Annotated in this window: 20 protein-coding genes; 12 read left to right on the top strand and 8 right to left on the bottom strand. The window is 55.5% G+C overall.

The genetic code is table 11. The features are described 5' to 3' along the window. Window positions 1-24: 24 nt before the first annotated feature. From AC07P6_RS16970 to AC07P6_RS16945, 6 genes are all read left to right on the top strand, one after another. Window positions 25-1,785: a bifunctional alpha/beta hydrolase/class I SAM-dependent methyltransferase gene (locus tag AC07P6_RS16970; RefSeq protein WP_478313824.1), complete on the top strand. Its 1,761-nt coding sequence runs from the start codon at window positions 25-27 to the stop codon at window positions 1,783-1,785. Further along, window positions 1,775-3,100, top strand: coding sequence for a phosphatase PAP2/dual specificity phosphatase family protein (locus AC07P6_RS16965; protein WP_478313823.1), 1,326 nt, complete (start codon window positions 1,775-1,777; stop codon window positions 3,098-3,100). The genes AC07P6_RS16970 and AC07P6_RS16965 overlap by 11 nt, the downstream gene beginning before the upstream one ends. Then, the gene (locus tag AC07P6_RS16960) at window positions 3,076-3,459 is read left to right on the top strand and encodes a hypothetical protein (RefSeq protein ID WP_478313821.1); all 384 of its coding nucleotides are present in this window, start codon (window positions 3,076-3,078) and stop codon (window positions 3,457-3,459) included. The genes AC07P6_RS16965 and AC07P6_RS16960 overlap by 25 nt, the downstream gene beginning before the upstream one ends. Before the next feature lie 272 nt (window positions 3,460-3,731). After that, complete coding sequence (locus tag AC07P6_RS16955; RefSeq protein ID WP_478316951.1) at window positions 3,732-4,712, top strand: IS110 family RNA-guided transposase; 981 nt, start codon at window positions 3,732-3,734, stop codon at window positions 4,710-4,712. 293 nt (window positions 4,713-5,005) lie between these two features. Beyond that, window positions 5,006-5,689 carry a hypothetical protein gene (locus tag AC07P6_RS16950; RefSeq protein WP_478313819.1) on the top strand — a complete coding sequence of 228 codons (684 nt, stop codon included), beginning with the start codon at window positions 5,006-5,008 and terminating at the stop codon, window positions 5,687-5,689. Between the two features lie 217 nt (window positions 5,690-5,906). Then, window positions 5,907-6,314, top strand: coding sequence for a GFA family protein (locus tag AC07P6_RS16945; protein ID WP_182238355.1), 408 nt, complete (start codon window positions 5,907-5,909; stop codon window positions 6,312-6,314). Between the two features lie 37 nt (window positions 6,315-6,351). Here the strand turns inward: AC07P6_RS16945 and azoR are convergent, their stop codons facing one another. Next, window positions 6,352-6,957, bottom strand: a complete 606-nt coding sequence (gene azoR / locus AC07P6_RS16940; protein ID WP_110274817.1) for an FMN-dependent NADH-azoreductase — start codon at window positions 6,955-6,957, stop codon at window positions 6,352-6,354. Between the two features lie 259 nt (window positions 6,958-7,216). Here azoR and hrpA point away from each other — a divergent pair, with 259 nt between their 5' ends. The 3 genes from hrpA to AC07P6_RS16925 all read left to right on the top strand — a co-directional run bounded on the left by hrpA (window position 7,217) and on the right by AC07P6_RS16925 (window position 12,758). Beyond that, the gene (hrpA, locus tag AC07P6_RS16935) at window positions 7,217-11,062 is read left to right on the top strand and encodes an ATP-dependent RNA helicase HrpA (protein ID WP_478317029.1); all 3,846 of its coding nucleotides are present in this window, start codon (window positions 7,217-7,219) and stop codon (window positions 11,060-11,062) included. Window positions 11,063-11,198: 136 nt separating this feature from the next. Further along, window positions 11,199-11,893, top strand: a protein-coding gene (locus tag AC07P6_RS16930) for an IS1-like element IS1N family transposase (protein ID WP_087786203.1) whose coding sequence is annotated in 2 segments (ribosomal slippage) — window positions 11,199-11,445 and window positions 11,445-11,893 — 696 coding nt in all. Because the reading frame shifts where the segments join, the coding sequence is not laid out codon by codon here. 25 nt (window positions 11,894-11,918) lie between these two features. After that, window positions 11,919-12,758 (top strand): hypothetical protein, encoded by an 840-nt coding sequence (locus tag AC07P6_RS16925; protein ID WP_478313817.1) that lies wholly within the window; start codon window positions 11,919-11,921, stop codon window positions 12,756-12,758. Window positions 12,759-12,810: 52 nt separating this feature from the next. Here the strand turns inward: AC07P6_RS16925 and AC07P6_RS16920 are convergent, their stop codons facing one another. The 6 genes from AC07P6_RS16920 to AC07P6_RS16895 form a co-directional block, all read right to left on the bottom strand. Next, entirely contained in the window at window positions 12,811-13,470 is a 660-nt protein-coding gene (locus AC07P6_RS16920; protein ID WP_434659018.1) for an O-methyltransferase, read from the bottom strand. A 15-nt stretch (window positions 13,471-13,485) separates the two neighbouring features. After that, window positions 13,486-14,865, bottom strand: coding sequence for an efflux transporter outer membrane subunit (locus AC07P6_RS16915; protein ID WP_478313815.1), 1,380 nt, complete (start codon window positions 14,863-14,865; stop codon window positions 13,486-13,488). Further along, a complete protein-coding gene (locus AC07P6_RS16910; RefSeq protein ID WP_304258768.1) occupies window positions 14,862-15,947 on the bottom strand; it encodes an HlyD family secretion protein in 1,086 nt (361 codons plus the stop codon). Before AC07P6_RS16910 ends, AC07P6_RS16915 begins: the two co-directional genes overlap by 4 nt. 21 nt (window positions 15,948-15,968) lie before the next feature. After that, on the bottom strand, window positions 15,969-17,621 hold the full coding sequence (locus AC07P6_RS16905) for an MFS transporter (RefSeq protein WP_478313813.1): 1,653 nt from the start codon (window positions 17,619-17,621) through the stop codon (window positions 15,969-15,971). Next, a complete protein-coding gene (locus AC07P6_RS16900; protein ID WP_182238369.1) occupies window positions 17,621-18,052 on the bottom strand; it encodes a MarR family winged helix-turn-helix transcriptional regulator in 432 nt (143 codons plus the stop codon). Before AC07P6_RS16900 ends, AC07P6_RS16905 begins: the two co-directional genes overlap by 1 nt. Before the next feature lie 290 nt (window positions 18,053-18,342). After that, window positions 18,343-19,617 (bottom strand): Glu/Leu/Phe/Val family dehydrogenase, encoded by a 1,275-nt coding sequence (locus AC07P6_RS16895; protein WP_110274809.1) that lies wholly within the window; start codon window positions 19,615-19,617, stop codon window positions 18,343-18,345. A gap of 412 nt (window positions 19,618-20,029) precedes the next feature. Here AC07P6_RS16895 and AC07P6_RS16890 point away from each other — a divergent pair, with 412 nt between their 5' ends. Together AC07P6_RS16890 and aldA are read left to right on the top strand one after the other, a co-directional pair. Next, window positions 20,030-20,824, top strand: a complete 795-nt coding sequence (locus tag AC07P6_RS16890) for a YdcF family protein (protein ID WP_434659015.1) — start codon at window positions 20,030-20,032, stop codon at window positions 20,822-20,824. 368 nt (window positions 20,825-21,192) lie between these two features. Then, a complete protein-coding gene (aldA, locus tag AC07P6_RS16885) occupies window positions 21,193-22,632 on the top strand; it encodes an aldehyde dehydrogenase (RefSeq protein ID WP_478313811.1) in 1,440 nt (479 codons plus the stop codon). Window positions 22,633-22,677: 45 nt separating this feature from the next. On the opposite strand, the gene AC07P6_RS16880 is transcribed toward aldA, so the two are convergent. After that, complete coding sequence (locus tag AC07P6_RS16880; RefSeq protein WP_434659013.1) at window positions 22,678-23,736, bottom strand: alkene reductase; 1,059 nt, start codon at window positions 23,734-23,736, stop codon at window positions 22,678-22,680. A 126-nt stretch (window positions 23,737-23,862) separates the two neighbouring features. Between AC07P6_RS16880 and AC07P6_RS16875 the strand changes: the two genes are divergently transcribed. Continuing rightward, the gene (locus tag AC07P6_RS16875; RefSeq protein WP_434659012.1) at window positions 23,863-24,744 is read left to right on the top strand and encodes a LysR family transcriptional regulator; all 882 of its coding nucleotides are present in this window, start codon (window positions 23,863-23,865) and stop codon (window positions 24,742-24,744) included. Window positions 24,745-24,774 lie beyond the last annotated feature (30 nt).

Here is a 24,774-nt window from a genome sequence, read left to right as displayed (position 1 = left end):
GGCGTACACAAGGATAAAAATCTCATGGTTGAGACTCGCATTGCGCAAGAACACCATTTTGTCACCAGCGACAACACGTCGCTGTTTTATCGCTACTGGCCAGCGCTTGCTACAGGGGCGCTGCGTAAGGTTATTGTGCTGTTCCATCGGGGGCACGAGCACTCCGGGCGTTTGCAACATATCGTTGATGAGTTAGCCATGCCTGAGGCCGATTTTTACGCCTGGGATGCACACGGTCACGGGAGCTCCCCAGGAGCGCGCGGGTTTAGTCCCTCACTGGCGCGTTCGGTGCGCGATGTCGATGAGTTTGTTTGCTTTGCGGCGGCGAATTCTCAGGCGGACATGCTGGACGTTACGGTGATTGCACAAAGCGTTGGCGCGGTGCTGGCCGCCGCCTGGGCCCATGATTATGCGCCGAATATTCGCGGCCTGGTGCTGGCTTCGCCCGCGTTTAAGGTCAAGCTCTACGTCCCGTTCGCGCGCGCGGGTCTGGGATTGATGCACAAACTGCGCGGCCTGTTTTTTGTTAATTCCTATGTAAAAGGAAAATACCTGACGCACGACCCGCAGCGCGTGGCGAGTTTTAATCAGGACCCGCTGATTGCGCGGGCGATTGCGGTCAATATTTTGCTCGATCTCTACCGCACGGCGGAGCGGCTGGTGAGCGACGCGGCGGCAATCACCTTACCGACGCTGATGCTGGTTTCCGGTGCGGATTATGTGGTTCACCGTAAGCCGCAACGTGATTTTTACCAGCGTTTGCGTCACCCGCTGAAAGAAATGCATGTGCTGCCCGGTTTTTATCACGATACCTTGGGTGAGCGCGACCGCGCGCTGGCATTCGACAAAATACGCGCGTTTCTTGACGTGCTGTACGCGCAGCCGCCGCAGCCTTTCGATTACTCTCAGGAAGATCGCTGGAGTCCGGGGGCGGATAACTGGCGGCAATTGAACGGCGGCCCGGAGCCTTACTCTTTCGACGATTTTGCTTACCGTGGTCTGCGTTATGCGATGAGGATGCTGGGAACTCAATCCGCCGGTGTACGTCTGGGTTTTACAACCGGTTTTGACTCTGGCAGCACCCTCGATTATGTCTACCGTAACCAGCCGCAGGGCAGCAGTTGGCTGGGGCGACACATCGATAAAAATTACCTGAGTAGCGTTGGCTGGCGCGGTATTCGTCAGCGTAAGGTCCATCTCCAGCAGTTGATTCAGCAAGCAGTGGCGCAACTCTCAGCACAAGGCATGCCGGTGCGAGTGGTGGATATCGCCGCCGGACATGGGCGCTACGTGCTCGATGCGCTGGAGGCAGAAACGACGGTAAGCGACATTTTGCTGCGTGATTACAGCGAGCTGAACGTTGAGAAGGGCCAGCAGATGATCGCGGAACGCGGTATGTCAGCCCGCGCGCGCTTTGAGCAGGGCGATGCCTTTAACCGCGCGGAGCTGGCGGCGCTGGAGCCGAAACCGACGCTGGGCATTGTCTCCGAGCTGTACGAGCTGTTCCCGGAAAATGCGCCGGTGCGTGAGTCGCTAAAAGGCCTTGCGCAGGCTATCCCACCTTGTGGGGTGCTGATTTATACCGGCCAGCCGTGGCACCCGCAGTTAAAAACCATCGCCTGGTCGCTGACCAGCCATAAAGATGGCAAAGCGTGGGTGATGCGGGTGCGTACCCAGGGCGAAATGGATGCACTGGTGCGCGAAGCGGGCTTTGAGAAATGTACGCAGCTGATTGACGAGTGGGGGATTTTCACCGTTTCCATGGCGGTGCGCCGTGATGACTGAACGTCGTAAGGTCATGCTGCAGGCGGTTGGCTGGTTACTCTTTTTGGCTCCGTTTTTCTTCTTCACCTACGGCAAGCTGAATCTATTTACCGCCTTTCGCGATGCTCAGCATCATGACGTGGGTAGCATCGTGTTTGGTTGGGAGTCGGCGATCCCCTTTATTCCGTGGAGCATTATTCCTTACTGGAGTCTGGATCTGTTTTACGGGCTGTCGCTGTTTGTCTGTGCGACGCGTTTTGAGCAGCGACGGCTGGTGCACCGCCTGGTGTTAGCTTCGGTTCTCGCCTGCGTCGGATTTGCACTTTTCCCCTTGCAGTTTAGCTTTACGCGTCCGCCGGTTTCCGGCGCGGCGGGCTGGTTGTTCAGCCAGCTTGAGCAGTTTGACTTACCGTATAACCAGTCGCCATCGCTGCATATTATTCTCTGCTGGCTGCTGTGGCGTCATTTCAGCCGCCACCTTTCCGGCGTCTGGCGCAGGCTATGCAGTGGTTGGTTTTTACTGATTGCGGTTTCGGTACTGACCACCTGGCAGCATCATTTCATTGATATTGTGACCGGGCTTGCGGTGGGGATGTTAATCGACTGGATGGTGCCTTATCAAAGCCGCTGGCGCTGGCAGCAGCCGGATATAGCCCACTTCAGGCTGGCGCGGTATTACGTGCTGGGGGCAACCTTTTGCATGGTTGCGGGGGCGCTGCTGGGGCCGTGGTCTTTTTGGCCACTACTGGTGCTGTTCTGGCCGGTAGTGGCGCTGCTGATTGCCGGACGCGGCTATGGCGGGTTTGGCGCGGCGACCATGGGCAAAGATGAGCTGGGGCGGCTGCCGCCCTCCGTATATTGGCTGACGCTCCCGTGGCGTATTGGCATGTGGTTGTCGATGCGTTGGTTCACTCGACGCCTGCCGCCGGTGAGCGCCATCGCTGCGGGCGTTTACCTTGGCAGCTATCCGCGCCGCCCGCCTGAACAACATGCGGTGCTGGATCTGACCTGCGAATTTCCGCGCAGCCGCGCCACGTTATCGCGCACCTATTACTGCGTACCGATGCTGGATCTGGTGCCGCCGGAGGAAGCCGAGCTGCGGCTGGCGGTGGCGATGCTGGAAACACTGCGCGAGGAGCAGGGTTCGGTGCTGGTTCACTGCGCGTTGGGATTGTCGCGCAGCGCGATGGTGGTGGCAGCATGGCTGTTGTGCTACGGCCATGTGGCAACGGTAGAGCTGGCGGTTTCCTCTCTGCGCCGAAGTCGTCCGCAGGTGGTGCTGACCAATGAACATCTGGAGAGGCTACGGCAATGGCAGCAGAAAGTGACAATGTAACAACTGAGACGGATCTTCAGCATCGTTTGCTTCAGCACACGCTGGCCAGCTGGCGTTATCTGCTGCTGTTTGCTACTCCGCCATTGCTATGGGCGATGTTTATCGCGCCACCGGGCGTGATGCGCGCCGTCATCGTGTTGCTATGCGAGATCGTCTTTTTTGGCTGCTGGCGAGTTTGGCTGGATGCACGTTATTTCACGCTCATCACGCAGGAGAATAACGAGCATGTCGGAGAGGCGCTGGCTTTTATCTGGCGGCGCGCAAGGTTGCGTGAACTGACGTTTATCGAGCGCCAGCAGGGCGCACTCAAACAGCTTCGCCGAACGCTGATGGCTGTCGCCGCAACGTGGGTGATGTAGTTAGTGGCATTAGTGGTTTGATATAAAAATCTGGTTGGGAATGAATCCCGGAGGCGGCGCGATGCGCCTGTCCGGGCTTGTATGATGACTCCATCAGAAAGAACCGGCCAGTTCTCTCTGATGGCGGTCCGGATGCCGTGTCCGGGCTTAGGCTTTCGCGCCTGTTCCGTAGATCCTTTGCACCGGACCGCCGTTCTTTCTCATGTGATAAACCGGACAGTATCATGGACCGGCTTTCACCGGTAACCCGTATTCGCAAGGTTGGTTTCACTATGGAAAATGAACTGCACTTCATCGGCATTGATGTTGCCAAAGCTAAGCTCGATGTTGATATCCTGCGCCCTGATGGTCGACATCGCGGTAAAAAATTCGAAAATACGCCCTCCGGACATGAAGCGCTTGTCCGCTGGCTTCGCAGCCATGATGTGAACCATGCCCATGTCTGCATGGAGTCCACCAGTACCTACATGGAAGAGGCTGCCGCGTATCTGAGTGATGCCGGTTATACCGTCTCCATTATCAACCCCGCCCTGAGTGCCGCCTTCGCCCGTAGTGAAGGGTTGCGCAGTAAAACCGACAAAGTCGATGCCCGTATGCTGGCGCACTTCTGCCGGGAGAAACGTCCGTCAGCATGGGAGGCACCGCACCCGACAGAGCGAGCCCTGAAAGCGCTGGTGTTACGGCATCAGGCGCTGACAGAGATGCAGACGCAGGAGAAAAACCGTCAGGAAACAGCCCCGGAGGTCCAGTTAGCGAGCATCGATGTGCTCCTGGAGTGCCTGAGTGCTGAACTGAAACGTATCGAAAAACAGATAAAAGACCTGACGGACAACGACCCGGATATGAAGCAACGGCGGAAGCTGCTGAACAGCATCCCGGGTATCGGCGAGAAAACGGCGGCGGTCCTGCTGGCGTATACGGGACTGAAGCTGAGGTTTGCCACAGCGCGGCAGTTCGCCGCGTATGCAGGGCTGACGCCGGTGCAGCATGAGTCAGGCAGTAGCGTGATGCGGGCGAGCCGGATGAGTAAAGCGGGTCCGGTTCAGTTGCGCAGAGCATTATATATGCCAGCAATATCAGCGCTGTATCACACGGCGTGGGGAAAAGCGTTCAGAAAGAGACTGGAAGGGAATGGCAAACGCGCGAAAGTTATCATAGGGGCGATGATGCGCAAGCTGGCGCAGGTGGCGTACGGAGTGCTGAAGTCAGGGGAGCCGTTCGATGCGTCACAACATGGAATAGCGGTAGCGTAGGGACGAAAAGACTGCGGGAATAGAAAAACAGCACCCAGAGGGTGCTGTCGGTGGTGTGTCTGTCATCCAGAAACCGGAGAGAGCCCCGCAACTAAAAATGGTTGCCGATGCTCACAGTATCTACGGGCTTGAGACATCGGGTAGCCCGGACAGGTGCGTAGCACCGCCTCCGGGGAAGGGTAAAATGGGCGCACTCAAACAGCTTCGCCGAACGCTGATGGCTGTCGCCGCAACGTAGATGATGTGGATACTGGCTTTAATGTTTTGATATGAAATAACAATCAGGAAGATCAATGATGAAATGGAAAACTATCGGCGCGCTGTTATTACTGACACCGCTTTTATCCGGCTGTATGACGATGGGGTTGTCAGAGAAGATTGAGCGAAGTAAAAGCGCCAATACCATTGATAAAGACTCGCTTTACGCGATGCGGGCAAGCAGTAACGGGATGGAAAAGAGGAATACGTTAAGTCTGGTTGGCGACAAATACACCTATCAGATAACCTCCGATGGAGAGGCACTCGCTGATTTTCTGGCAAAAGGAGATGTTGGAAATATTATAGATATCAATTATTTATCATTTTATGCGGGTTTGACTACGTTCCACGTGAATTCGAAGCATAAATTTTCCAGCAACGGGCCGATTGAAATTAGCTATATCGTAAGAGATCGTCAATTGACTGAGAAAGAGAAACAGGTGCTGATTGCCTCTGGTTTTCGTCTTTACCAGGGTGATGAACGTCCTGAACTGATTTATCGAATGAATTATGTCTCCGGCGTATTACAGAGCAAATCTGGCGGTAAAGATAAAGTGACCTTCTTACCGGCGACGATTAACTTAGAGAAAGAAGGCTCGAAATTTTCTGCGCTCGGTCTTCTGTATCCTTTTGCCTTGGTCGGGGATGTGGTGACCGCGCCATTCCAGCTAATAGGTTATTTTATTGTGATAAACAACCTGCCCGCGATGAGATATTAGCGGTATGGATTATCTGCGGCGATCGCCAGATGGCCCTTTTGTTTGTGGATCCTACGGACAGGTGCGCAGCGCCGCCTCCGGGGAAACGGCAAACCGCAATGTAGATGATGTTGATACTGGCATTAATGGCGTGAATGGTTAAGTATGTTTGCAGGCTGTTCTTTACATTCACCCCTAATACAGGCTGTATGACCAATGCCTGAAGAGAGAAGACGCTATGGCTGAAAAACTGTCCGCTCAGTGCCACTGCGGCGCGGTGGCATTTACCGTTGAACTCAGCGATGGATTCAATACCATTCGGCGCTGCAACTGCTCGTACTGTCGGATGCGGGGAGCGGTGGCGGTCTCTGCTCCGCTTGCAGGAATCGATATATTACGTGGACGAGATAAGCTCACGGAGTATCGCTTTAATACTGGCGAAGCCGTGCACTTTTTTTGCTCGGTGTGCGGGATCTATACTTTTCATCAGCGGCGTTCGAATCCGCAGCAGTATGGTGTGAATGTGGCGTGCATTGAAGGGGTATCGCCTTTTGATTTTCCTTGCGTAGAGGTGAGCAATGGGATCAATCATCCAAAGGATGGGGGCGGCGGCGTGGCGGGGTATTTGCGCTACGAGAAAAAGTAAAATACACCTCCCGCTGTGAAGCGGGAGGTGTTCAGCCTTATGCAGCAACAACGCTGTCGATGGCGGCTTTTGCGTCAGACTGTGCTTTGGAAGCCACTTCCGGACCGTAAGCGATACCTTCAGCGAACACGAAGTTCACGTCGGTGATGCCGATAAAGCCCAGGAAGGTAGACAGGTACGGCGTTACCAGGTCAGTCGGGGTATCTTTATGGATGCCACCGCGGCTGGTCACAACAACGGCGCGTTTACCAGTGACCAGACCTTCCGGACCTTTCTCGGTGTAACGGAAGGTCACGCCAGCGCGCGCCACCAGGTCGAAGTAGTTCTTCAACTGGGTTGGGATGTTGAAGTTGTACATCGGCGCGGCGATAACAATCACATCGTTTGCCTGCAGTTCAGCGATCAGCTCATCAGAAAGCGCGAGGGCTTCCTGCTGACGCGGAGTCAGCGGCGCATCGCTCGGACGCAGAGCACCAACCAGTTCGCCATCCAGTACCGGAATCGGATTTGCTGCCAGGTCGCGCACGGTGATAACGTCTTCAGCGTGCTTTTCACGCCATTGTTCAACAAAATAGTCGGACAGCTGACCAGATTGCGAGTACCCTGCCAGAATACTGGATTTCAGAACTAATACCTTGCTCATGGGTGTTTCCTTTTAATGTGATTGACGGGCCGATGCCCTGGTGCTTGTTGACACTGTATTCACAATCATGCCACAGAGAAAGCGCAATAAATCGAACTCTGTGTTCAGTTTTTTTGAACAAGGCACAAAATGTGCGGATGTGGTACTCTAACGCGATACTTCAAAAGAGATTTTTCCCGGCAGTGCGCTGCCCGATAACGCTATGACAGAACAACAAAAAATCACCTTCTCACAGCTCCTGCAACGGCTTGATGGCCTGATGTTGCGCGATAAACCGCGCTTCGCCCGTCGCCTGCACGGCGTGAAGAAGGTTAAAAATCCTGAAGCTCAACAGGCCATTCTTCAGGAGATGGCGCAAGAAATTGAACAGGCGGCAGGGAGAGTCCTGCTGCGCGAAGCCGCCCGACCAGATATCACCTATCCGGAAAACCTGCCGGTCAGCCAGAAAAAACAAGAGATTCTCGAAGCCGTGCGCGACCACCAGGTGGTGATTGTGGCGGGGGAGACCGGTTCCGGTAAAACCACTCAGTTGCCGAAAATCTGTATGGAGCTGGGGCGCGGCGTCAAAGGTTTAATCGGTCATACTCAGCCGCGTCGTCTGGCGGCGCGAACCGTTGCCAACCGTATTGCCGAAGAGCTGCAAACGGAACCGGGCGGCTGTATCGGCTATAAAGTCCGCTTCAGCGACCACGTTAGCGACAACACGATGGTCAAGCTGATGACCGACGGTATTCTGCTGGCAGAGATCCAGCAGGAGCGACTGCTGATGCAGTACGACACCATCATCATCGATGAAGCGCATGAGCGCAGCCTGAATATCGACTTTCTGCTCGGCTACCTGCGTGAGCTGCTGCCGCGTCGTCCGGATCTGAAGGTGATTATCACTTCGGCGACCATCGACCCGGAACGCTTTTCGCGCCACTTTAATAACGCGCCGATTATCGAAGTATCCGGCCGAACTTATCCGGTGGAAGTGCGCTATCGTCCGATTGTCGAAGATGCGGACGACACCGAGCGCGATCAGTTACAGGCGATTTTCGACGCCGTTGATGAGCTGGGGCGCGAAAGTGCCGGTGATATTCTGATCTTTATGAGCGGCGAGCGTGAAATTCGCGATACCGCCGATGCGCTCAATAAGCTAAATCTGCGCCACACCGAAGTGTTGCCGCTGTATGCGCGGCTTTCCAATAGCGAACAGAACCGTGTGTTCCAGGCCCACAGCGGGCGGCGGATCGTGCTGGCGACCAACGTCGCGGAAACCTCGCTGACCGTACCGGGTATCAAGTACGTTATCGACCCGGGTACCGCGCGTATCAGCCGCTACAGTTTCCGCACCAAAGTGCAGCGTTTGCCGATCGAACCGGTTTCGCAGGCCTCCGCTAACCAGCGTAAAGGCCGCTGCGGTCGCGTGTCGGAAGGGATCTGTATACGTCTCTATTCGGAAGATGACTTCCTGTCGCGCCCGGAGTTTACCGACCCGGAAATTCTGCGTACCAACCTGGCGTCCGTTATCCTGCAAATGACCGCGCTGGGGCTGGGCGATATCGCCGCGTTTCCGTTTGTTGAAGCGCCGGATAAGCGCAATATTCAGGACGGCGTACGCCTGCTGGAAGAGCTCGGGGCGATTACCACCGACGAGCAGCAGACTGCGTATAAGCTGACGCCAATGGGCCGCCAGCTCAGCCAGTTACCGGTCGATCCGCGTCTGGCGCGGATGGTGCTGGAAGCGCAAAAACACGGCTGCGTGCGCGAGGCGATGATCATCACCTCGGCGCTATCCATTCAGGACCCGCGCGAGCGGCCGATGGATAAACAGCAGGCATCCGATGAGAAACACCGCCGTTTCCACGACAAAGAGTCTGACTTCCTGGCGTTTGTAAACCTGTGGAACTACCTCGGCGAACAGCAGAAAGCGCTGTCATCGAACCAGTTCCGCCGACAGTGCCGGGTCGATTTCCTTAACTATCTGCGCGTGCGCGAGTGGCAGGATGTTTACACCCAACTGCGTCAGGTGGTCAAAGAGCTGGGTATACCGGTTAACAGCGAACCCGCTGAATATCGGGAAATTCACGTTACGCTGCTGACCGGTTTGCTGTCGCACATCGGCATGAAAGACGCCGATAAGCAGGAGTTTACTGGCGCGCGTAATGCGCGTTTCTCCATCTTCCCTGGTTCCGGACTGTTTAAGAAACCGCCGAAGTGGGCGATGGTTGCCGAACTGGTGGAAACCAGCCGCCTGTGGGGGCGTATCGCCGCGCGTATCGACCCGGAGTGGGTTGAACCGGTGGCGCAGCATCTGATTAAACGCTCGTACAGCGAACCGCACTGGGAGCGCGCGCAGGGCGCGGTGATGGCGACCGAAAAGGTCACCGTTTACGGCCTGCCGATTGTTGCCGCGCGTAAGGTGAATTACAGCCAGATTGACCCTGCTCTGTGCCGCGAACTGTTTATCCGCCACGCGCTGGTGGAGGGCGACTGGCAGACGCGTCACGCCTTTTTCCGCGACAACCTGAAGCTGCGCAACGAAATCGAAGAGCTGGAGCATAAATCGCGCCGCCGCGACATTCTCGTCGATGACGAAACGATGTTTGAGTTCTACGACCAGCGTATCAGCCATGACGTTGTCTCCGCGCGCCACTTCGATAAGTGGTGGAAACTGGCGAGTCGCGAGACGCCGGATCTGCTCAACTTTGAGAAGAGCATGCTGATTAAAGAGGGGGCGGAGCAGGTCAGCAAGCTGGACTATCCGAACTTCTGGCATCAGGGCAACCTGAAGCTGCGTCTCACCTATCAGTTTGAACCGGGTGCCGACGCCGACGGCGTGACGGTACATATACCGCTGCCTTTATTAAATCAGGTCGAAGACGCCGGGTTTGAATGGCAGATCCCCGGTTTACGTCGCGAGCTGGTTATCGCGCTGATTAAATCACTGCCGAAGCCGGTTCGCCGCAACTTCGTCCCTGCGCCCAATTACGCGGAAGCATTTTTGGGCCGCGCGACGCCGCTGGAGTTGCCACTGCTCGATTCTCTTGAGCGCGAGCTGCGCCGGATGACCGGGGTGACTATCGACCGCGAGTCCTGGCAGTGGGATCAGGTACCCGATCACCTGAAAATCACCTTCCGGGTAGTGGATGATAAGAACAAGAAGCTGCAGGAAGGGCGTTCGCTCCAGGAGCTGAAGGATGCCCTGAAGGGTAAAGTGCAGGAAACGCTGTCGGCGGTCGCCGATGATGGTATCGAGCAGAGCGGGCTGCATATCTGGAGTTTTGGCACCCTCGCGGAGAGCTACGAGCAGAAGCGCGGCAATTATAAAGTGAAAGCGTGGCCCGCGCTGGTGGATGAACGCGACAGCGTGGCGATCAAGCTGTTTGATAATCCGCTGGAGCAGCAGCAGGCAATGTGGCGCGGTCTGCGTCGTTTACTGCTGCTGAACATTCCGTCGCCAATTAAGTATCTGCACGAGAAGCTGCCGAACAAAGCCAAGCTGGGGCTCTATTTCAACCCGTACGGTAAGGTGCTGGATCTGATTGATGACTGTATTTCCTGCGGCGTCGATAAGCTGATCGATGAAGCGGGGGGGCCGGTGTGGACGGAAGAGGGCTTTGCCGCGCTGCATGAAAAAGTGCGCGCCGAGCTGAACGAGACGGTAGTGGAAATCGCCAAACAGGTCGAGCAGATTCTGACTGCGGTATTTAACGTCAACAAGCGTCTGAAAGGCCGCGTGGATATGACCATGGCGCTGGGGCTGTCGGATATCAAATCGCAGATGAGCGGGCTGGTTTATCGCGGTTTCGTTACCGGCAACGGTTTCCGCCGTCTGGGTGACACGCTGCGTTATCTGCAGGCGATTGAAAAACGTCTGGAGAAAATGGCTATCGACCCGCATCGCGACCGCGTGCAGATGTTGAAAGTGGAGAGCGTCCAGCAGACGTGGCAGCAGTGGCTGAATAAGCTACCGCCTAACCGTCGCCAGGATGATGACGTGCAGGAAGTCCGCTGGATGATCGAGGAGCTGCGCGTCAGCCTATTCGCCCAGCAGCTCGGCACGCCGTACCCGATTTCGGATAAGCGGGTATTGCAGGCGATGGATCAGATCAGCGCCTGACAACGTAGTTTAACTCAGCCTTGAGAAACCCGGTTAGCGTAAGCGGCCGGGTTTCTTTATGGATTCTGAAAAGATAGCGGGTGATGCCTCTAATTAGTTGAATCTGATGTATAATGCGGGCTTTTGAGGTTCTTTCATGGCCAGCGTTAACATTCATTGTCCTCGTTGTCAGTCTGCACAGGTCTACCGCCATGGTCAGAACCCTAAAGGCCATGACAGATTTCGCTGCCGTGACTGCCACCGCGTTTTTCAGCTCACTTACACTTATGAGGCCCGTAAGCCGGGCATTAAAGAGCTGATCACTGAAATGGCCTTCAATGGCGCCGGGGTTCGCGATACCGCCAGAACACTGAAAATTGGCATTAACACCGTCATCCGGACTTTAAAAAACTCACGCCAAAGCGAATAACGTCTTCGCCCGTTGCTCATGCTGATGTGGCGCTTATCTGCGAACTTGATGAGCAATGGAGTTTCGTTGGCAGTAAAGCCCGGCAACACTGGCTCTGGTACGCGTATAACACCAAAACAGGGGGTGTACTGGCCTACACTTTTGGTCCCCGTACCGATGAAACCTGCCGGGAACTACTGGCACTGCTTACGCCATTCAACATCGGCATGATCACCAGCGACGACTGGGGCAGCTATGGCCGGGAGGTGCCGAAGGATAAGCATCTGACCGGAAAAATATTCACCCAACGGATTGAGCGCAATAACCTGACGCTGCGCACCCGCATTAAGCGCTTGGCTCGTAAAACAATCTGCTTCTCGCGTTCAGTAGAGATCCACGAAAAAGTCATCGGGACGTTTATTGAAAAACACATGTTCTACTAATTGGAAGCATCACCGTGAGTCGCTTATGCGGAAAAAAACAAAAGTTATTATGTCTGTTTTCGTCGTAGTGGCCTGCGGCGTGGCATTTACGCTATGGAAATGGCAAAACGGCCACGCTTGCGATAAGGCGCAACTGACTATCAACGAAGCGAATTTTTTTATTTTAACAAGAATGGTACCGTTTACGGGAGAGCTACGTAGCGTGCAGATTTCCGGTGAGGATAATCAGTATTACAACAAGATGATTTTTTCCCGCTGCGGTATGCTGGAAAGCCGTATAGCTACGCGGGAGAGCGATTTTGGTGGTGGTATGACATCAAGCACTAAAATCAAACTTAGCCGCAACAGCGAGGATGGCGGTAAAGGGTGGGTACAGGAAATCACGACTGTCATTAAGAGGGATAAAGAAGTGAATACCTCAACGACGAGCCGCTATTTCCATACCGATGAATTGGGGCGGATCGTCTGGTCAGAGGAAGATAAGACAGGGAGGGAGAAACTGAGCGACACGAGAACCAGGCGCTACCGCTATAACGACCAGCATCGCCTGGTCCGGGAATATGATGTTGATTCTCCGCAGAAGGTTTTCACCGATTTTAGTTATAACGAAAAGGGTCGCTTAAGCCGCGTTGTTTCCACTGCTTACGACCGTCAGTCTCGCTGGGACCGTAAAGGACGCTGGTTATCTGACGAGGCTGCATATGGCAACGCCAAACTGATTATGGAAAATATGTGTTCGGCGTGGGACAACATCGGGAACTGTACGCTGACTGATATTATTACGAAAATACGTTCAGCGGATGAGGAATATGTGGAAAGGGGGCAACGGCTACAGCAGAAATACCAGTATGAGTATCAACAATAGCAGGCATGATCCGAATTGTGGCTTAGCGCCGCAATCCGGATTCTCAGATTAATTAATGGTTCACCCACGCCAGCGTAAAGCCATCCCAGCCTTTGCTGCCTACCGTTTGCAGCGCCGTGACCGTCAGGCGAGGATCGCTGCCCATCATCTCAATAAACGCTCTGACGCCCTGAACGCGATCGTCCGTGCTGTGCGGGTTAGTCACTTCACCGTCGCGCACGACGTTATCACCAACAATCAACGTCCCCGGACGGGAATAATGCAGAGCCCAGCGCAGATAGTTTGGGTTATTTGGCTTATCCGCATCAATAAAAATCAGGTCAAACGGCGGGCAATCGCCCAGCTTTTCGAGGGTCGCCAGCGCCGGGCCTTCCAGTACCTTAACCTTGTTATCAACGCCCGCCAGCCGGAGGTTTTCCCGCGCCACGGCGGCATGATGGGCGTCGGCCTCCAGAGTGAGTAATTCGCCATCAGTGGGTAATTCTCGGGCCATCCAGATGGTGCTGTAGCCGCCGAGAGTGCCGATTTCCAGCACTCGTTTTGCGCGGGTCATTCGTACCAGCAGGGCCAGAAACTGCCCCTGGTTGGCGGCGACATCGATAGCCGGAAGCCCGGCGCGCTCGTTGTTATCGAGAACCCGCTCCAGTATCGGATCGCTGGGGATTAATGCTTCAACGAGATAATTATCTACTGCCGTCCACTGTTGCTGCATGTCAGACTTCCCGTATTACTTCTCTGGTGAATCAGACCAGCCGCCTCCCAGCGACCGGTACAAATCAATTTGTGCCAGCAGCAGGTTGTTTTCCACCTGCACCACGCTGAGTTGGGTGGAGAACAGCGTGCGCTGGGCGTCCAGCACGTCTAAGTAAGATGAGTAACCGTTGCGATAGCGGTTCTGGGCAATACGCAGAGTCTCCTGGGCGACTTTCTCCTGCTCTTGTAACTCCGCCAACTGCTCGCCGTAGCGGCCAATCGCATCGAGGCTGTCGTTCACCTCCTTAAACGCACTGCGCACCGTTTTCTCATAGCCGTACAGCGCCTGATTGCGCTGGGCCATCGACACATCCACCTGAGCATTTAGCGCCTGACGGTTGAGGAGCGGTGCCAAAATACTGCCACCCAGACTCCATAAGCGTAGCGGATTATCGAGCAGATCGGGCAGGGTACGGTCCTGCATGCTACCGGTGGCGGTAAGGTTAATTGACGGTAGCAGCTGCGCCTGCGAGGACGCCAGCGTGGCGTCGGCGGCGAGCAGTTGACGTTGAGCCTGAACGATATCCGGGCGGCGGTTAAGCAGCGTTGACGGTAGCTGTGCCGGCAGCGTCAGCGGCGTCAACTGGGCGAATTCATTACGCTTAATGGCTCCCGGGTTAGACCCGATCAGCAGGCTAAGCGCATTTTCCTGCTGGGCGATTTGGTGCTGCAAGGGGGGGATCTGCGCCCGCGTAGAGCGCAGTTCCGAATCCGCCTGCATTAGCTCCAGACGGGAGGTGTAGCCCGTCTCAAACTGACGTTTCGCCAGATTAAACGCATCCTCTCGCGATTTTTGCGTTTGCTGCGTCACCCGCAGCTGTTCATCCAGCGAGAGCAGAGTAACGTAGCCAACCGCCACCGACGTCGCGACGGTCAGGTTCGCCGCCGCGGCAGCGGCCTTTTGCGCCTCAAGGCTAGCCTCCGCCGCGCTGGCGGCGCTACGGTTTGCACCCCAGATATCAACATCGTAACTCGCGGTTAGCGCGCCTTTATACACCGTGCTATGGACAGGCAGGCCGGTCGCTGCCGACTGCGAACGCGCGCGGGTGCCGGTTAGTCCGGCGTCAAGAGAGGGAAACAAGCTGCTGTCGGCGGCATAAACCCGCGCCTGATACTCATTCACCCGCTCGCGGGCAATCAGCACGTCGCTGTTGTAACGCAGAGCCTGATCGACATACAGATTGAGCGTGCTGTCGTGAAGGTTGCGCCACCACACGCCTTCCACCGGGCTGCCTGGACCGAAATCCGCGCGCCAGGCGGCGGGGATTTGTAACGTGGGGGCGGCTTGCTGGATGTCGGCAGACTGACAGCCAACCAACGCGAGAATGACGGTGAGGGTGAGCGGGCGGATCATTGTTTCTCCTCCCCGCGCGTATCAATGGTGACCTGCACCGACATCCCCGGACGCAGCCGCTGGTGGTTTTTCTGTCCCTCATCCACGGCGATACGCACCGGAATGCGTTGGGCGATTTTGACAAAGTTACCGGTGGCGTTATCCGGCGAAATGGCGCTGAATTCAACGCCGGTCGCCGGGGAAATACTTTGTACGGTACCGGTGAATTTTTCGCCGTTCAGCGCATCGACGGTGAAAGTCACCCGCTGTCCCACGCGCACCTGCGCCAGCTGGGTCTCTTTTAAATTGGCGATCAGCCAGTGCTGTGGCGGCACCAGCGAGGTCAAATGCGTCCCGGCGGTGACGTAAGCGCCTAGCCGGACGGAAATCTGCCCTAGCTGGCCGTCAGTCGGAGCGACTATACGGGTGTTTTGCAGATCGATTTGCGCCAGCTCCAGCGCCGCTTTGGCACTGGCGACATCGGCCACCAGCGAGTCACGGTTAACGATGGTCGATTGCAGATCCTGACGTGACATCTCAAGCGTTGCCTTCGCTTGTTCAATATCCGCATTGCCCTGCGCCGCGCTGGCGCGGGCAGAATCGCGCTCGCGAATGGAAAGGGAACCGTCGGCGGTCAGCTCCTGAACGCGTTTCAGATCCGCCTGCGTTTTAAGATTCTGCGCGCGGGCGTTTTGCAGCGCCGCTTCGTTACGCGCGATCACCGCTTCCGCGCTTTTACGCTGTTGCTGGTTATTCTTCAGCGCCGCCTCTTTCATCGCCACCTGAGCCTCCGCCTGGTGAACGCGCTGGTGATAAATGCGATCGTCAATCTGAAACAGCACGTCTCCGGCTTTTACCTGATTGAAATCCTGCACCTTCACCTGAGTGATATAGCCGTTAACCTGCGGGCTGATAAAGGTGGTCTGCCCGCGCACATAGGCGTTATCGGTAAACTGGCTTTGACGGGTAAATGGCGGTAGCTGCCAGGCGTAAAGAATAACCAGTACGCCGACGATACCAATGGCGGCGGCGGTAAAAATGGATACCACGCGAATATTATTACGGGTGTTGGCCTGTTGTTTGGCCGCATCCTGCTGACTCATAACGACTCCAGAGTGAAAATTTTATTTGCTGCCCGTGGCGCGTTTCAGCGCGATACGGGCGGTAATACGCAATCTTATTAAGCGCCAGAAAACCCAGACCAGCGTGGCGGCGGAAATCGCCGCCGTCAGCAGATACGTGTCATTGTAGGCGAGAATATTGGCCTGTAGCGTGGCGGCGTTTTGCAGCAGCGTGGTAGCCTGAACGTTCAGCAGCGTGCTGTCGCCAATCTGGCTTTGGTACATCTGGCTGTATTGCTGTAAGCGTTCGGTGATCAGCGGATTAAGCGTGGTGAGCTGGTCGGCAAGCTGGCTGGAGTGAAACTTCTCTCGCCAGGTCTGGAAGGTCCCGAGAATGGCGGAGCCCAGCAGGCCACCGATGTTTTGGCTCATACCGAACAGTACCGAAAAACTCACCAGGTTGCGCTGATCGGCGATCACGCCGCCAATGCCCGCCAGCATCGCCGGGGCGAGGAAGAAGGCGCTGCCGAAACCGAGCAGGAACTGGCTGAACATCAGCTGTTCTGGTCGCGTGAGGATCGTCGACTGGCTGTCGAGCAGTGATGCAATCATTATCAACGCCAGCGCCGTGGCGGTGGGCCAGTAGAGGCGCTGCGGATTTAGCGTCAGGCAGCTGGCGACAATCCCGCAGGCGATCCCGGCAAAAATAGACCAGGCCAGATTGGTCATCTGCTCATTTTGCAGGCCGACGTACTGCAGCCAGCCAATCACTCCGGTGTTCTGCTCCGCCAGCACGATACGGATCAGTAGCATAATCAGCCCGAGTCGCAGAATACTGCCACTGGATAGCCATTTAGTATTGAGCAGCGGGTTGCTGCGGTTATGTTCAAAGGCGATAGCGGAAACAATCAACACCACTGCGCCCGCCAGCGACCAGCCAATCCACGGCGCTTCAAACCACCAGTCCAGACGCCCCAGCGACAGCACTGCGCACACCAGCGCCATCCCCGGTGCCAGCAGGCAGAAGGTGATGAAATCTTTCTTCTCGAACACTTTTTTGCGATCGCTCGGCGGCAGCTTCAGCGCCATCACGCAGGCCAGCGACACCAGCGCCAGCCCCAGTTCGAAGAAGTACAGCCCGCGCCACTCATCAATTTGTAGCAGTTCGGTAGAGAAAAGGCGGGCAAGGGGGATCGCCAGCGAGGAGCTAGTGATGCCGATAGTCAGCGCCTTTAGCCGATGGCGGGCAGGCCAGGCCTGCACCTGATAATAAATCCCTAACGAGCTGAGTGCTGCCGCCACCATGCCATGCGCCGCGCGCACCATCAGGGCTGAACTGAGGTCGTTAACGAACAGGTGGAAGAAGGTCACCAGCACGTAGAGCACCAGAAAACCTTCGGTAAAGGCGCGCAGGCCAAACTGCTGGCGGAATTTCACCAGTAGCAGGTTGATGGAGACGTTAGTCATCACGTAGACCGCCGGTAGCCAGGCGATCTCTGTCGACCAGGCGGCAAAGGTCCCCTGCAATAGCTGCAGGTTGGCAGTGACCACCGCGTTGCCCAGCGCCCCGGTCAGGCACACCAGCAGCCCGACGATTCCGTAGGCAATACGTTTTGGCGTGCTGTGAATAGGCGTTGAAGGTGAGCCGAGAATGGCCGGTTTTTCATGCGGGGCCCAGTCGTGGGGAACGTAGGGGTTACTTTTACGGCGAGGCATTATTTTTTCTCCACCTCGCGCAGCAGTTTTTCCAGCACCCGCTGGGTCTGCTGCTGTTCTTCTGGGGTAATGGCAGTGAGGATCTCCTCACGCAAACCGTCGGCCACCGTTTTCACCTGTTGATAAATCTCAAGGCCTTTGGCGGTGGCGATCAGCAGCCGTTTACGCTTATCGCGTTCGGTTTTGACCCGCTCAACCAGGCCGAGATCGACCAGTCGGTTAAGCAGCGGCACGAGGGTGGCGCTTTCGACGCCCAGCTCCTGGGCCAGCTCGCTTTGTGATAGCGGCTGTTCGTTACGGGCAATGGCGGCAACGGCGACCCAACTGGCCTGGCTCATGCCAAGGTTTTTGAGGCGACGGTTGACCGCAAGCCGCCAGTGGTGGGCGGTCAGATATAAAAGATGGGAGAAGTTAAGCTGTCGGTTATCCATAGGCCAGTCTGCAATATCGTTAGAGCTCTAATGATTTTAGGCCTGGCCAAAACGAGAATTCAAGCTGATTGATAAAAATCAGTTAACGGTATGTGCGTTTATTGTAGGGGGATAAGAAAACACAACCGGTTGGGCTAAGAAGGTGTTGCATTGCCCGGCGGGGCCTACAGGAGGATGCATAACATGTTGGTACCGTGGGTTTTGTAGGCCGGATAAGGCGTTAGCCGCCATCCGGCGAAAATACGAGCAGCGAACCTAAGCCCGGCATAAACCGGGCTGAGAAGGTCAGATTATCCTGGATAAATACCGCGATCTTTACGCGCCATCAGGATACGTTCACAGGCTACGATATAGGCGGCTGTACGCAAAGAGCACTCTTTTTCAGCGGCTTTTTCGCAGACATGAACGATCGCATCGGTCATGATGCGGTCCATTTTGGCGTTGATCTCCTCTTCACTCCAGAAGAAGCTGGCCATATCCTGCACCCATTCAAAGTAGCTCACGGTGACGCCGCCGGCGTTACAAATAACGTCCGGTACCACCACGATGCCGCGTTCGGCCAGCACATCATCGGCTTCCGGGTAGGTCGGGCCGTTAGCGCCTTCCAGTACCAGTTTGCAGCTGATGGTTTCGGCGCGTTCACGCGTAATCTGGCCTTCCAGCGCCGCCGGGATCAGAATATCCATCTGCGTCGTCCAGAACTCCTCTTTGGCGATTTCGCGCGCGCCGGGGAAACCGGCAATCTGTTTGTTCTCGGCCTGCCATGCGGTCAGCGCGGCCATATCAATGCCGCCTTCATTAAACAGAGTGGCGGTGTGGTCCTGAATCACCACGATGCGCGCGCCGACGCCCGCGAACAGGCGGGCTGCTTCGCTACCGACGTTACCAAAACCTTGCAACGCGACTTTCGCGCCTTCAATTTCGATCCCGCTGCGACGAGCTACTTCGCGTCCGGTCACAAATACACCGCGGCCGGTGGCTTTTTCACGGCCCAGAGAGCCGCCGAGGTGGATAGGCTTACCCGTAACCACGCCGGTGATGGTGGTGCCGTGGTTCATGGAGTAGGTATCCATCATCCAGGCCATCACTTTACCGTTGGTGCCGACGTCTGGTGCCGGAATATCTTTTTGCGGCCCAATAATAATGCCGATTTCGCTGGTATAGCGGCGGGTCAGACGCTCCAGCTCACCTTCGGATAATGAGAACGGGTCGACGCGGATCCCGCCTTTCGCGCCGCCGTAAGGAATATTGACTGCAGCACACTTGATGGTCATCCAGGCAGAGAGCGCCATGACTTCATTCAGGTCTACATCCGGATGGTAGCGCACCCCGCCTTTACCTGGCCCGCGCGAGAGGTTGTGCTGGACGCGATAGCCTTCGAAATGGCGGATGGTACCGTCATCCATTTGTACCGGAATATCAACAATCAGCGCGCGTTTTGGGTGGCGCAGGGTTTCGATCCAGTAGGCGAGATCGCCCAGGTAGGGCGCGACGCGGTCAATTTGGCGCAGGTAGGTGGTCCATGGGGATGTACTACTTTCAGAAGCGTAAGATAACTTTTCCATAAGAGTCCTGTTTTGCAGTGATAATTATTTTGTTAACCGTGGAAAGATACAGCGAGAAACTCTGTAACGAGAATGTTATCACCAATTTAATGGGACGGTATTTGGCAAAAATTCAGAATATGCTGTCGTTACGGGTGGGCTTGAGTTTTTTATGAATAAAAAAACGAGAAATAACGCCTGTTGCGGATGAATATGCATCTTTGTGCATTAAAGCCGTAGTTGTGGCTATTTATCCCTATTTATTAGAATCTTGACTCTCTTCAAAAAGTGAACAAAACGCTATGTGGATGTGTTGACTTTGTTGCTATGAAAGCGTTGACGAGATGTTTGCGCTTTATTACCCAAAGCACAATTGGCGGTTTATGATGGTGGCCGGGAACTTAAGGGTGAAATGGCGTGAAAAGGAGAGGATATGGCAGAACATTTTCCATCATTACCGACTAATACACTGGCGGCGGCAAACCGGCTGGGGGCCTGGCTGGCGCAAGATGATTTATCACAGGATCCGCAAATAGATGTGGTGGTACTGGCGGGTAATGCGGTGATCCCGACCATTGATTTCGCCTGCCAGCTGGCGGCACGTCACGCTGTGCCGTTACTGATCAGCGGCGGCATCGGCCATTCCACCTCATTTTTATATGATGCGGTGTTGAGCGACTCTCGCTACCGGACGCTGTTGGTATCGGGGCGCGCCGAGTCGCATATTCTTGCTGATATCGCCCATCAGTTCTGGCAGATTCCTCGTGAAAGGATTGTGGTGGAAGACCGCTCCACCAACTGCGGAGAGAACGCGCGCTTTACCCGACAAATGCTCGAAGAGAGAGGGATTGCACATCGCACGGGCGTGGTGATTCAAGACCCGACGATGCAGCGCAGAACGATGGCGACGTTTGCCCGCGTCTGGCAGGGGGAGGAGACCGCTGCGCCGCAATGGTACAGCACGCCGGGCTGCTCGCCTGTGCTGTGCAACAGTGATAACGGGTTAACCTTCAGTGGTGAGCAAGAGGGTCTGTGGCCGGTTGGACGCTATCTGGCGTTAATCCTCGGCGAACTGCCGCGGCTGGCAGATAATCCGCAGGGATACGGCCCGCTGGGTAAGGGGTTTATCGCCCATGTGGATATTCCGCCGCATATTGTGCAGGCGTGGGAGACGCTGCGTGATGATCGTCTGCTGTCCGATGCGCTGAACGCGCGAACTCTGGGTTAGATTTTTTATTTCAGCAAAATGTCAGTGAAGGGGAATATTTCTTTCGCCCGCTCTCTGGCCGCCGTCCTGGCGGCCAGTCATGGATGCGCGCCTGCGTTCTCGCCAATTTTCTTGATGCGCTTAACCCCATCGCTGCCAGCCCGCATTAAAAACGTCTTATAACCAAGCGCAAATTTGCCCGTTTGCGTCAGGATTATCGCAAACGGGCATGATGTGTTATCGAATTGTGATTATCTCTGCGTCGAACTCCTCTATTTTTATGAAATGACTCACAAAAACGCGCGTCAGGACTATCGAATTGCCGTTCAGGAGATAGTTTTTAACATTAAATTCACTTGTTAAAAACAATAACTCCACAGGAGCAAACCATGACAGCACCCGTTCAACACCCTATGTACATTGACGGTCAGTTTGAATCTGGCCGCGGTGATGCCTGGATTGATGTTATCAACCCGGCGACGGAAGCGCTGCTTTCGCGCATTCCTGACGGGAGCGCGGAGGATGCACAGCGGGCGATTCAGGCGGCTGAACGCGCACAGCCCGGTTGGGAAGCGTTGCCAGCCATTGAGCGGGCGGGATGGTTGCGCAAAATTGCTGCCGGCATTCGCGAGCGGGCGGATGAAATCGCCGCGCTGATTGTCGCCGAAGGTGGGAAAATTCAGCAACTGGCGGCGGTCGAAGTCTCATTTACCGCTGATTACCTCGACTATATGGCCGAATGGGCACGTCGTTATGAAGGTGAAATCGTGCAGAGCGACCGTCCGGGCGAAAACATACTGGTCTTTAAACGCGCGCTGGGCGTAACGACCGGTATCCTGCCGTGGAACTTCCCGTTCTTCCTGATTGCTCGCAAGCTGGCTCCTGCGTTGATTACCGGCAATACCATCGTCATTAAACCGAGTGAATTTACGCCAAATAACGCCATCGCCTTTGCGCAAATTGTCCATGAGATCGGACTGCCTAAGGGGGTATTTAACCTGGTGCTGGGCCGTGGTGAAACCGTGGGCCAGGAGCTGGCGGGTAACCCGAAAGTGGCGATGGTCAGCATGACCGGCAGCGTGGTGGCGGGTGAGAAAATCATGGCCGCTGCGGCGAAAAATATCACCAAAGTTTGCCTTGAGCTGGGCGGAAAAGCGCCAGCCATCGTGATGGATGATGCGGATATCGAGCTGGCGGTCAAGGCAGTGGTGGATTCGCGTGTCATCAATACCGGGCAGGTGTGTAACTGCGTCGAGCGCGTGTATGTGCAAAAAGGGATTTACGACCGCTTCGTTAACCGACTTGGCGAAGCGATGAAAGCGGTGCAGTTTGGCGACCCGGCATCACGTGACGATATCGCCATGGGGCCGTTGATCAACGCCGCCGCGCTGGAGCGCGTTGAGCAGAAGGTGGCGAAGGCGGTCGCGCAGGGTGCCCGCGTTGCCCTTGGCGGTAAAGCGGTCGCAGGAAAGGGCTATTTTTATCCGCCGACGCTACTGCTGGACGTGCGTCAGGAGATGGATATCGTTCATGAAGAGACATTTGGCCCGGTACTGCCGGTGGTGGCGTTTGACACGCTTGAAGAGGCGCTGGCAATGGCCAACGATAGCGATTATGGCCTGACCTCATCTATCTATACTCGTGACCTGAATGTCGCTATGAAGGCAATAAAAGGGCTGAAGTTCGGCGAAACCTATATCAACCGCGAAAACTTTGAAGCGATGCAGGGCTTCCATGCCGGATGGCGTAAATCGGGAATTGGCGGCGCAGATGGGCGTCATGGCCTGAATGAGTATCTGCAAACTCAGGTGGTCTATTTGCAGTCATAAACCATTGTCCGAAGCCCCGCTGATGATTCAGCGGGGCCCGTCGAACTACTTCATGGTCGGATAGTCGGTATAGAATCTTTCCGTTCCACCAAAGAAGCCCTCCCGCTGTGCTTCATTCATGGGTGCATTAGCTTGTAGACGCTCGACAAAATCCGGGTTTGCCAGCACCATCGCACCGTAAGACTCCAGGTCCGCCAGGCCGGAATTTACATCGCAGCCAACTTCCTCGCGTGGGCGTCCAGGACGATTAAGGATCAGTTTACTACTCCAGATTTGTCGCAGGTCGCTGAGCAGACTTTCATCACCCATATGCATAACATGCAGCCATGCAAGACCTGATTTATTGAGTTTGCCAACCAGGTAACGATAGAGATCCGCGCGGTCTTCTCCTTCGTCGATTCCCCACATATTCATCCCGGGGGAGAGTCGGATACCTGTGCGATCTCCACCTATTTCATCGGCAATCGCTTGAGTCACTTCAATGGCGAAGCGCGCGCGATTTTGTATGGAACCTCCGTATTCATCGGTGCGCGTATTGGCGCTAGGTGCCAGAAACTGATGGATAAGGTAGGCATTGGCACCGTGTATTTCTACACCATCCGCACCGGCTTCAATGGCTCTTCTCGCGGCGACGCGAAAATCGGCGATGGTCTGCTGAATTTCATCGCGGCTAAGCGCTCTGGGGGTGGGGATTTCCTGCATTCCGCTGGCGGTAAACATCGGCGCGCCCGGTGCGATGGCCGAGGGTGCCACGCCTTCTCGGTGGTGTGGCGTATTGTCCGGATGGGACATGCGGCCCGCATGCATCAGTTGGATAAATATCCTGCCGCCTTTGGCGTGTACGGCGGCAGTGACTTTTTTCCAGCCAGTCACGTGGGCATCCGTGTAGATACCCGGAGTTGTGAGATATCCCTGGCCATCGTCTGATGGCTGAGTTCCTTCGGCAATAATCATCCCAACGCTGGCCCTTTGTGCATAGTAGGTTGCCGCCAATTCGCCGGGCGTACCATCATATTGCGCGCGCGAGCGAGTCATTGGTGCCATGACCAGGCGGTTTGCCAGCGTATAGCGGCCTATTGAAACGGGATTGAATACTGTACTCATCGGTGAAATCCTCTTGGGCGCATGGTAGTTGGCGCGCTGAACGTGATGAGGTCAATCATCATCTGTTTCATGAAAAGGATAAAGTGGGTACTATGGATTTCATTGTTCCATAAATGGCACAGTTGAATGAACGATTATCTAAGCGATATGTCATTGTTTGTTGAGGTGGTTAAAGCCCGAGGTTTTCGTCGCGCGGCGGAGATCACCGGGACGCCAGCGTCAACTCTGTCGCGCCGAATCAGCGAGCTTGAAAAGTCGACAGGTCTGAGGTTGCTGCATCGGACAACTCGTAAAATAGAGCTGACCGATGCCGGGCAGATCTATTTTGAACGTTGCCGCCGCATCGTGGACGAAGCGCGGCTGGCGCATGAGCAATTAGGTGAGATCATGACTCAGCCTGAAGGGGTCTTAAGAGCTTCGTTTCCGGTCGATTTTGCCGTGACGTGGCTGGCGCCGATTATTGCCGAGTTTGCCGGGCTTTATCCTGGCATTACGTTTGAGTTTGATGTCACCCCGCGAAAAGTTGACTTAATTAGCGAGCCGTCTGATGTCGCGATCCGCATAGGCGAGCCGAAAGATTCTCTGCTCATCGCCCGTAAGCTGATGTCGATGAAAGCTTATCTGTATGCTTCTCCAGGATATCTCGCTCGCGCTGGGCTCCCCGCCACACCTGCCGACCTTGCGCATCACGCCTGTCTGGGAATGCTCAAAAATAACGCCTGGACGCTGCATCACCAGCAGCAAAGTGAGACGGTGGCGGTAAGCGGGCGGTTTACGCTCAATAGTGTGGGGATGATTCGTCGGTTAGCGACGCTCAACATGGGGATCATTTTGATGCCAGTGGAGGTAGTGGCCGACGAAGTGGCTGCGGGGAAATTAACCGCGATTTTGCCGCAATGGCACGGTTCTCCGCAGTCCGTTTATGCCATGACTGAAACGCGCTTACTACCTGCCAGGACACAGATATTCATTGAGTTTTTACGCGAAAGACTCGCGTCGGCGGAGTGAAAACAGGCAGATAGCCAAGTACCATCTGCC

The organism is Klebsiella sp. GFKo11, assembly GCF_056490265.1.
The sequence above is the reverse complement of the archived record's forward strand: the minus strand, read 5'-3'. Positions and strand labels throughout refer to the sequence as shown.

Bases quoted from the DNA above. Each gene is read 5' to 3' on its own strand.
- aldA (WP_478313811.1), top strand. From the start codon at position 21,193: ATGACAGCACCCGTTCAACACCCTATGTACATTGACGGTCAGTTTGAA.
- AC07P6_RS16955 (WP_478316951.1), top strand. From the start codon at position 3,732: ATGGAAAATGAACTGCACTTCATCGGCATTGATGTTGCCAAAGCTAAG.
- AC07P6_RS16875 (WP_434659012.1), top strand. From the start codon at position 23,863: ATGAACGATTATCTAAGCGATATGTCATTGTTTGTTGAGGTGGTTAAA.
- AC07P6_RS16895 (WP_110274809.1), bottom strand. From the start codon at position 19,617: ATGGAAAAGTTATCTTACGCTTCTGAAAGTAGTACATCCCCATGGACC.
- hrpA (WP_478317029.1), top strand. From the start codon at position 7,217: ATGTTGCGCGATAAACCGCGCTTCGCCCGTCGCCTGCACGGCGTGAAG.
- AC07P6_RS16950 (WP_478313819.1), top strand. From the start codon at position 5,006: ATGATGAAATGGAAAACTATCGGCGCGCTGTTATTACTGACACCGCTT.
- azoR (WP_110274817.1), bottom strand. From the start codon at position 6,957: ATGAGCAAGGTATTAGTTCTGAAATCCAGTATTCTGGCAGGGTACTCG.
- AC07P6_RS16960 (WP_478313821.1), top strand. From the start codon at position 3,076: ATGGCAGCAGAAAGTGACAATGTAACAACTGAGACGGATCTTCAGCAT.
- AC07P6_RS16910 (WP_304258768.1), bottom strand. From the start codon at position 15,947: ATGAGTCAGCAGGATGCGGCCAAACAACAGGCCAACACCCGTAATAAT.
- AC07P6_RS16915 (WP_478313815.1), bottom strand. From the start codon at position 14,865: ATGATCCGCCCGCTCACCCTCACCGTCATTCTCGCGTTGGTTGGCTGT.
- AC07P6_RS16945 (WP_182238355.1), top strand. From the start codon at position 5,907: ATGGCTGAAAAACTGTCCGCTCAGTGCCACTGCGGCGCGGTGGCATTT.
- AC07P6_RS16970 (WP_478313824.1), top strand. From the start codon at position 25: ATGGTTGAGACTCGCATTGCGCAAGAACACCATTTTGTCACCAGCGAC.
- AC07P6_RS16920 (WP_434659018.1), bottom strand. From the start codon at position 13,470: ATGCAGCAACAGTGGACGGCAGTAGATAATTATCTCGTTGAAGCATTA.
- AC07P6_RS16900 (WP_182238369.1), bottom strand. From the start codon at position 18,052: ATGGATAACCGACAGCTTAACTTCTCCCATCTTTTATATCTGACCGCC.
- AC07P6_RS16905 (WP_478313813.1), bottom strand. From the start codon at position 17,621: ATGCCTCGCCGTAAAAGTAACCCCTACGTTCCCCACGACTGGGCCCCG.
- AC07P6_RS16890 (WP_434659015.1), top strand. From the start codon at position 20,030: ATGGCAGAACATTTTCCATCATTACCGACTAATACACTGGCGGCGGCA.
- AC07P6_RS16880 (WP_434659013.1), bottom strand. From the start codon at position 23,736: ATGAGTACAGTATTCAATCCCGTTTCAATAGGCCGCTATACGCTGGCA.
- AC07P6_RS16925 (WP_478313817.1), top strand. From the start codon at position 11,919: ATGCGGAAAAAAACAAAAGTTATTATGTCTGTTTTCGTCGTAGTGGCC.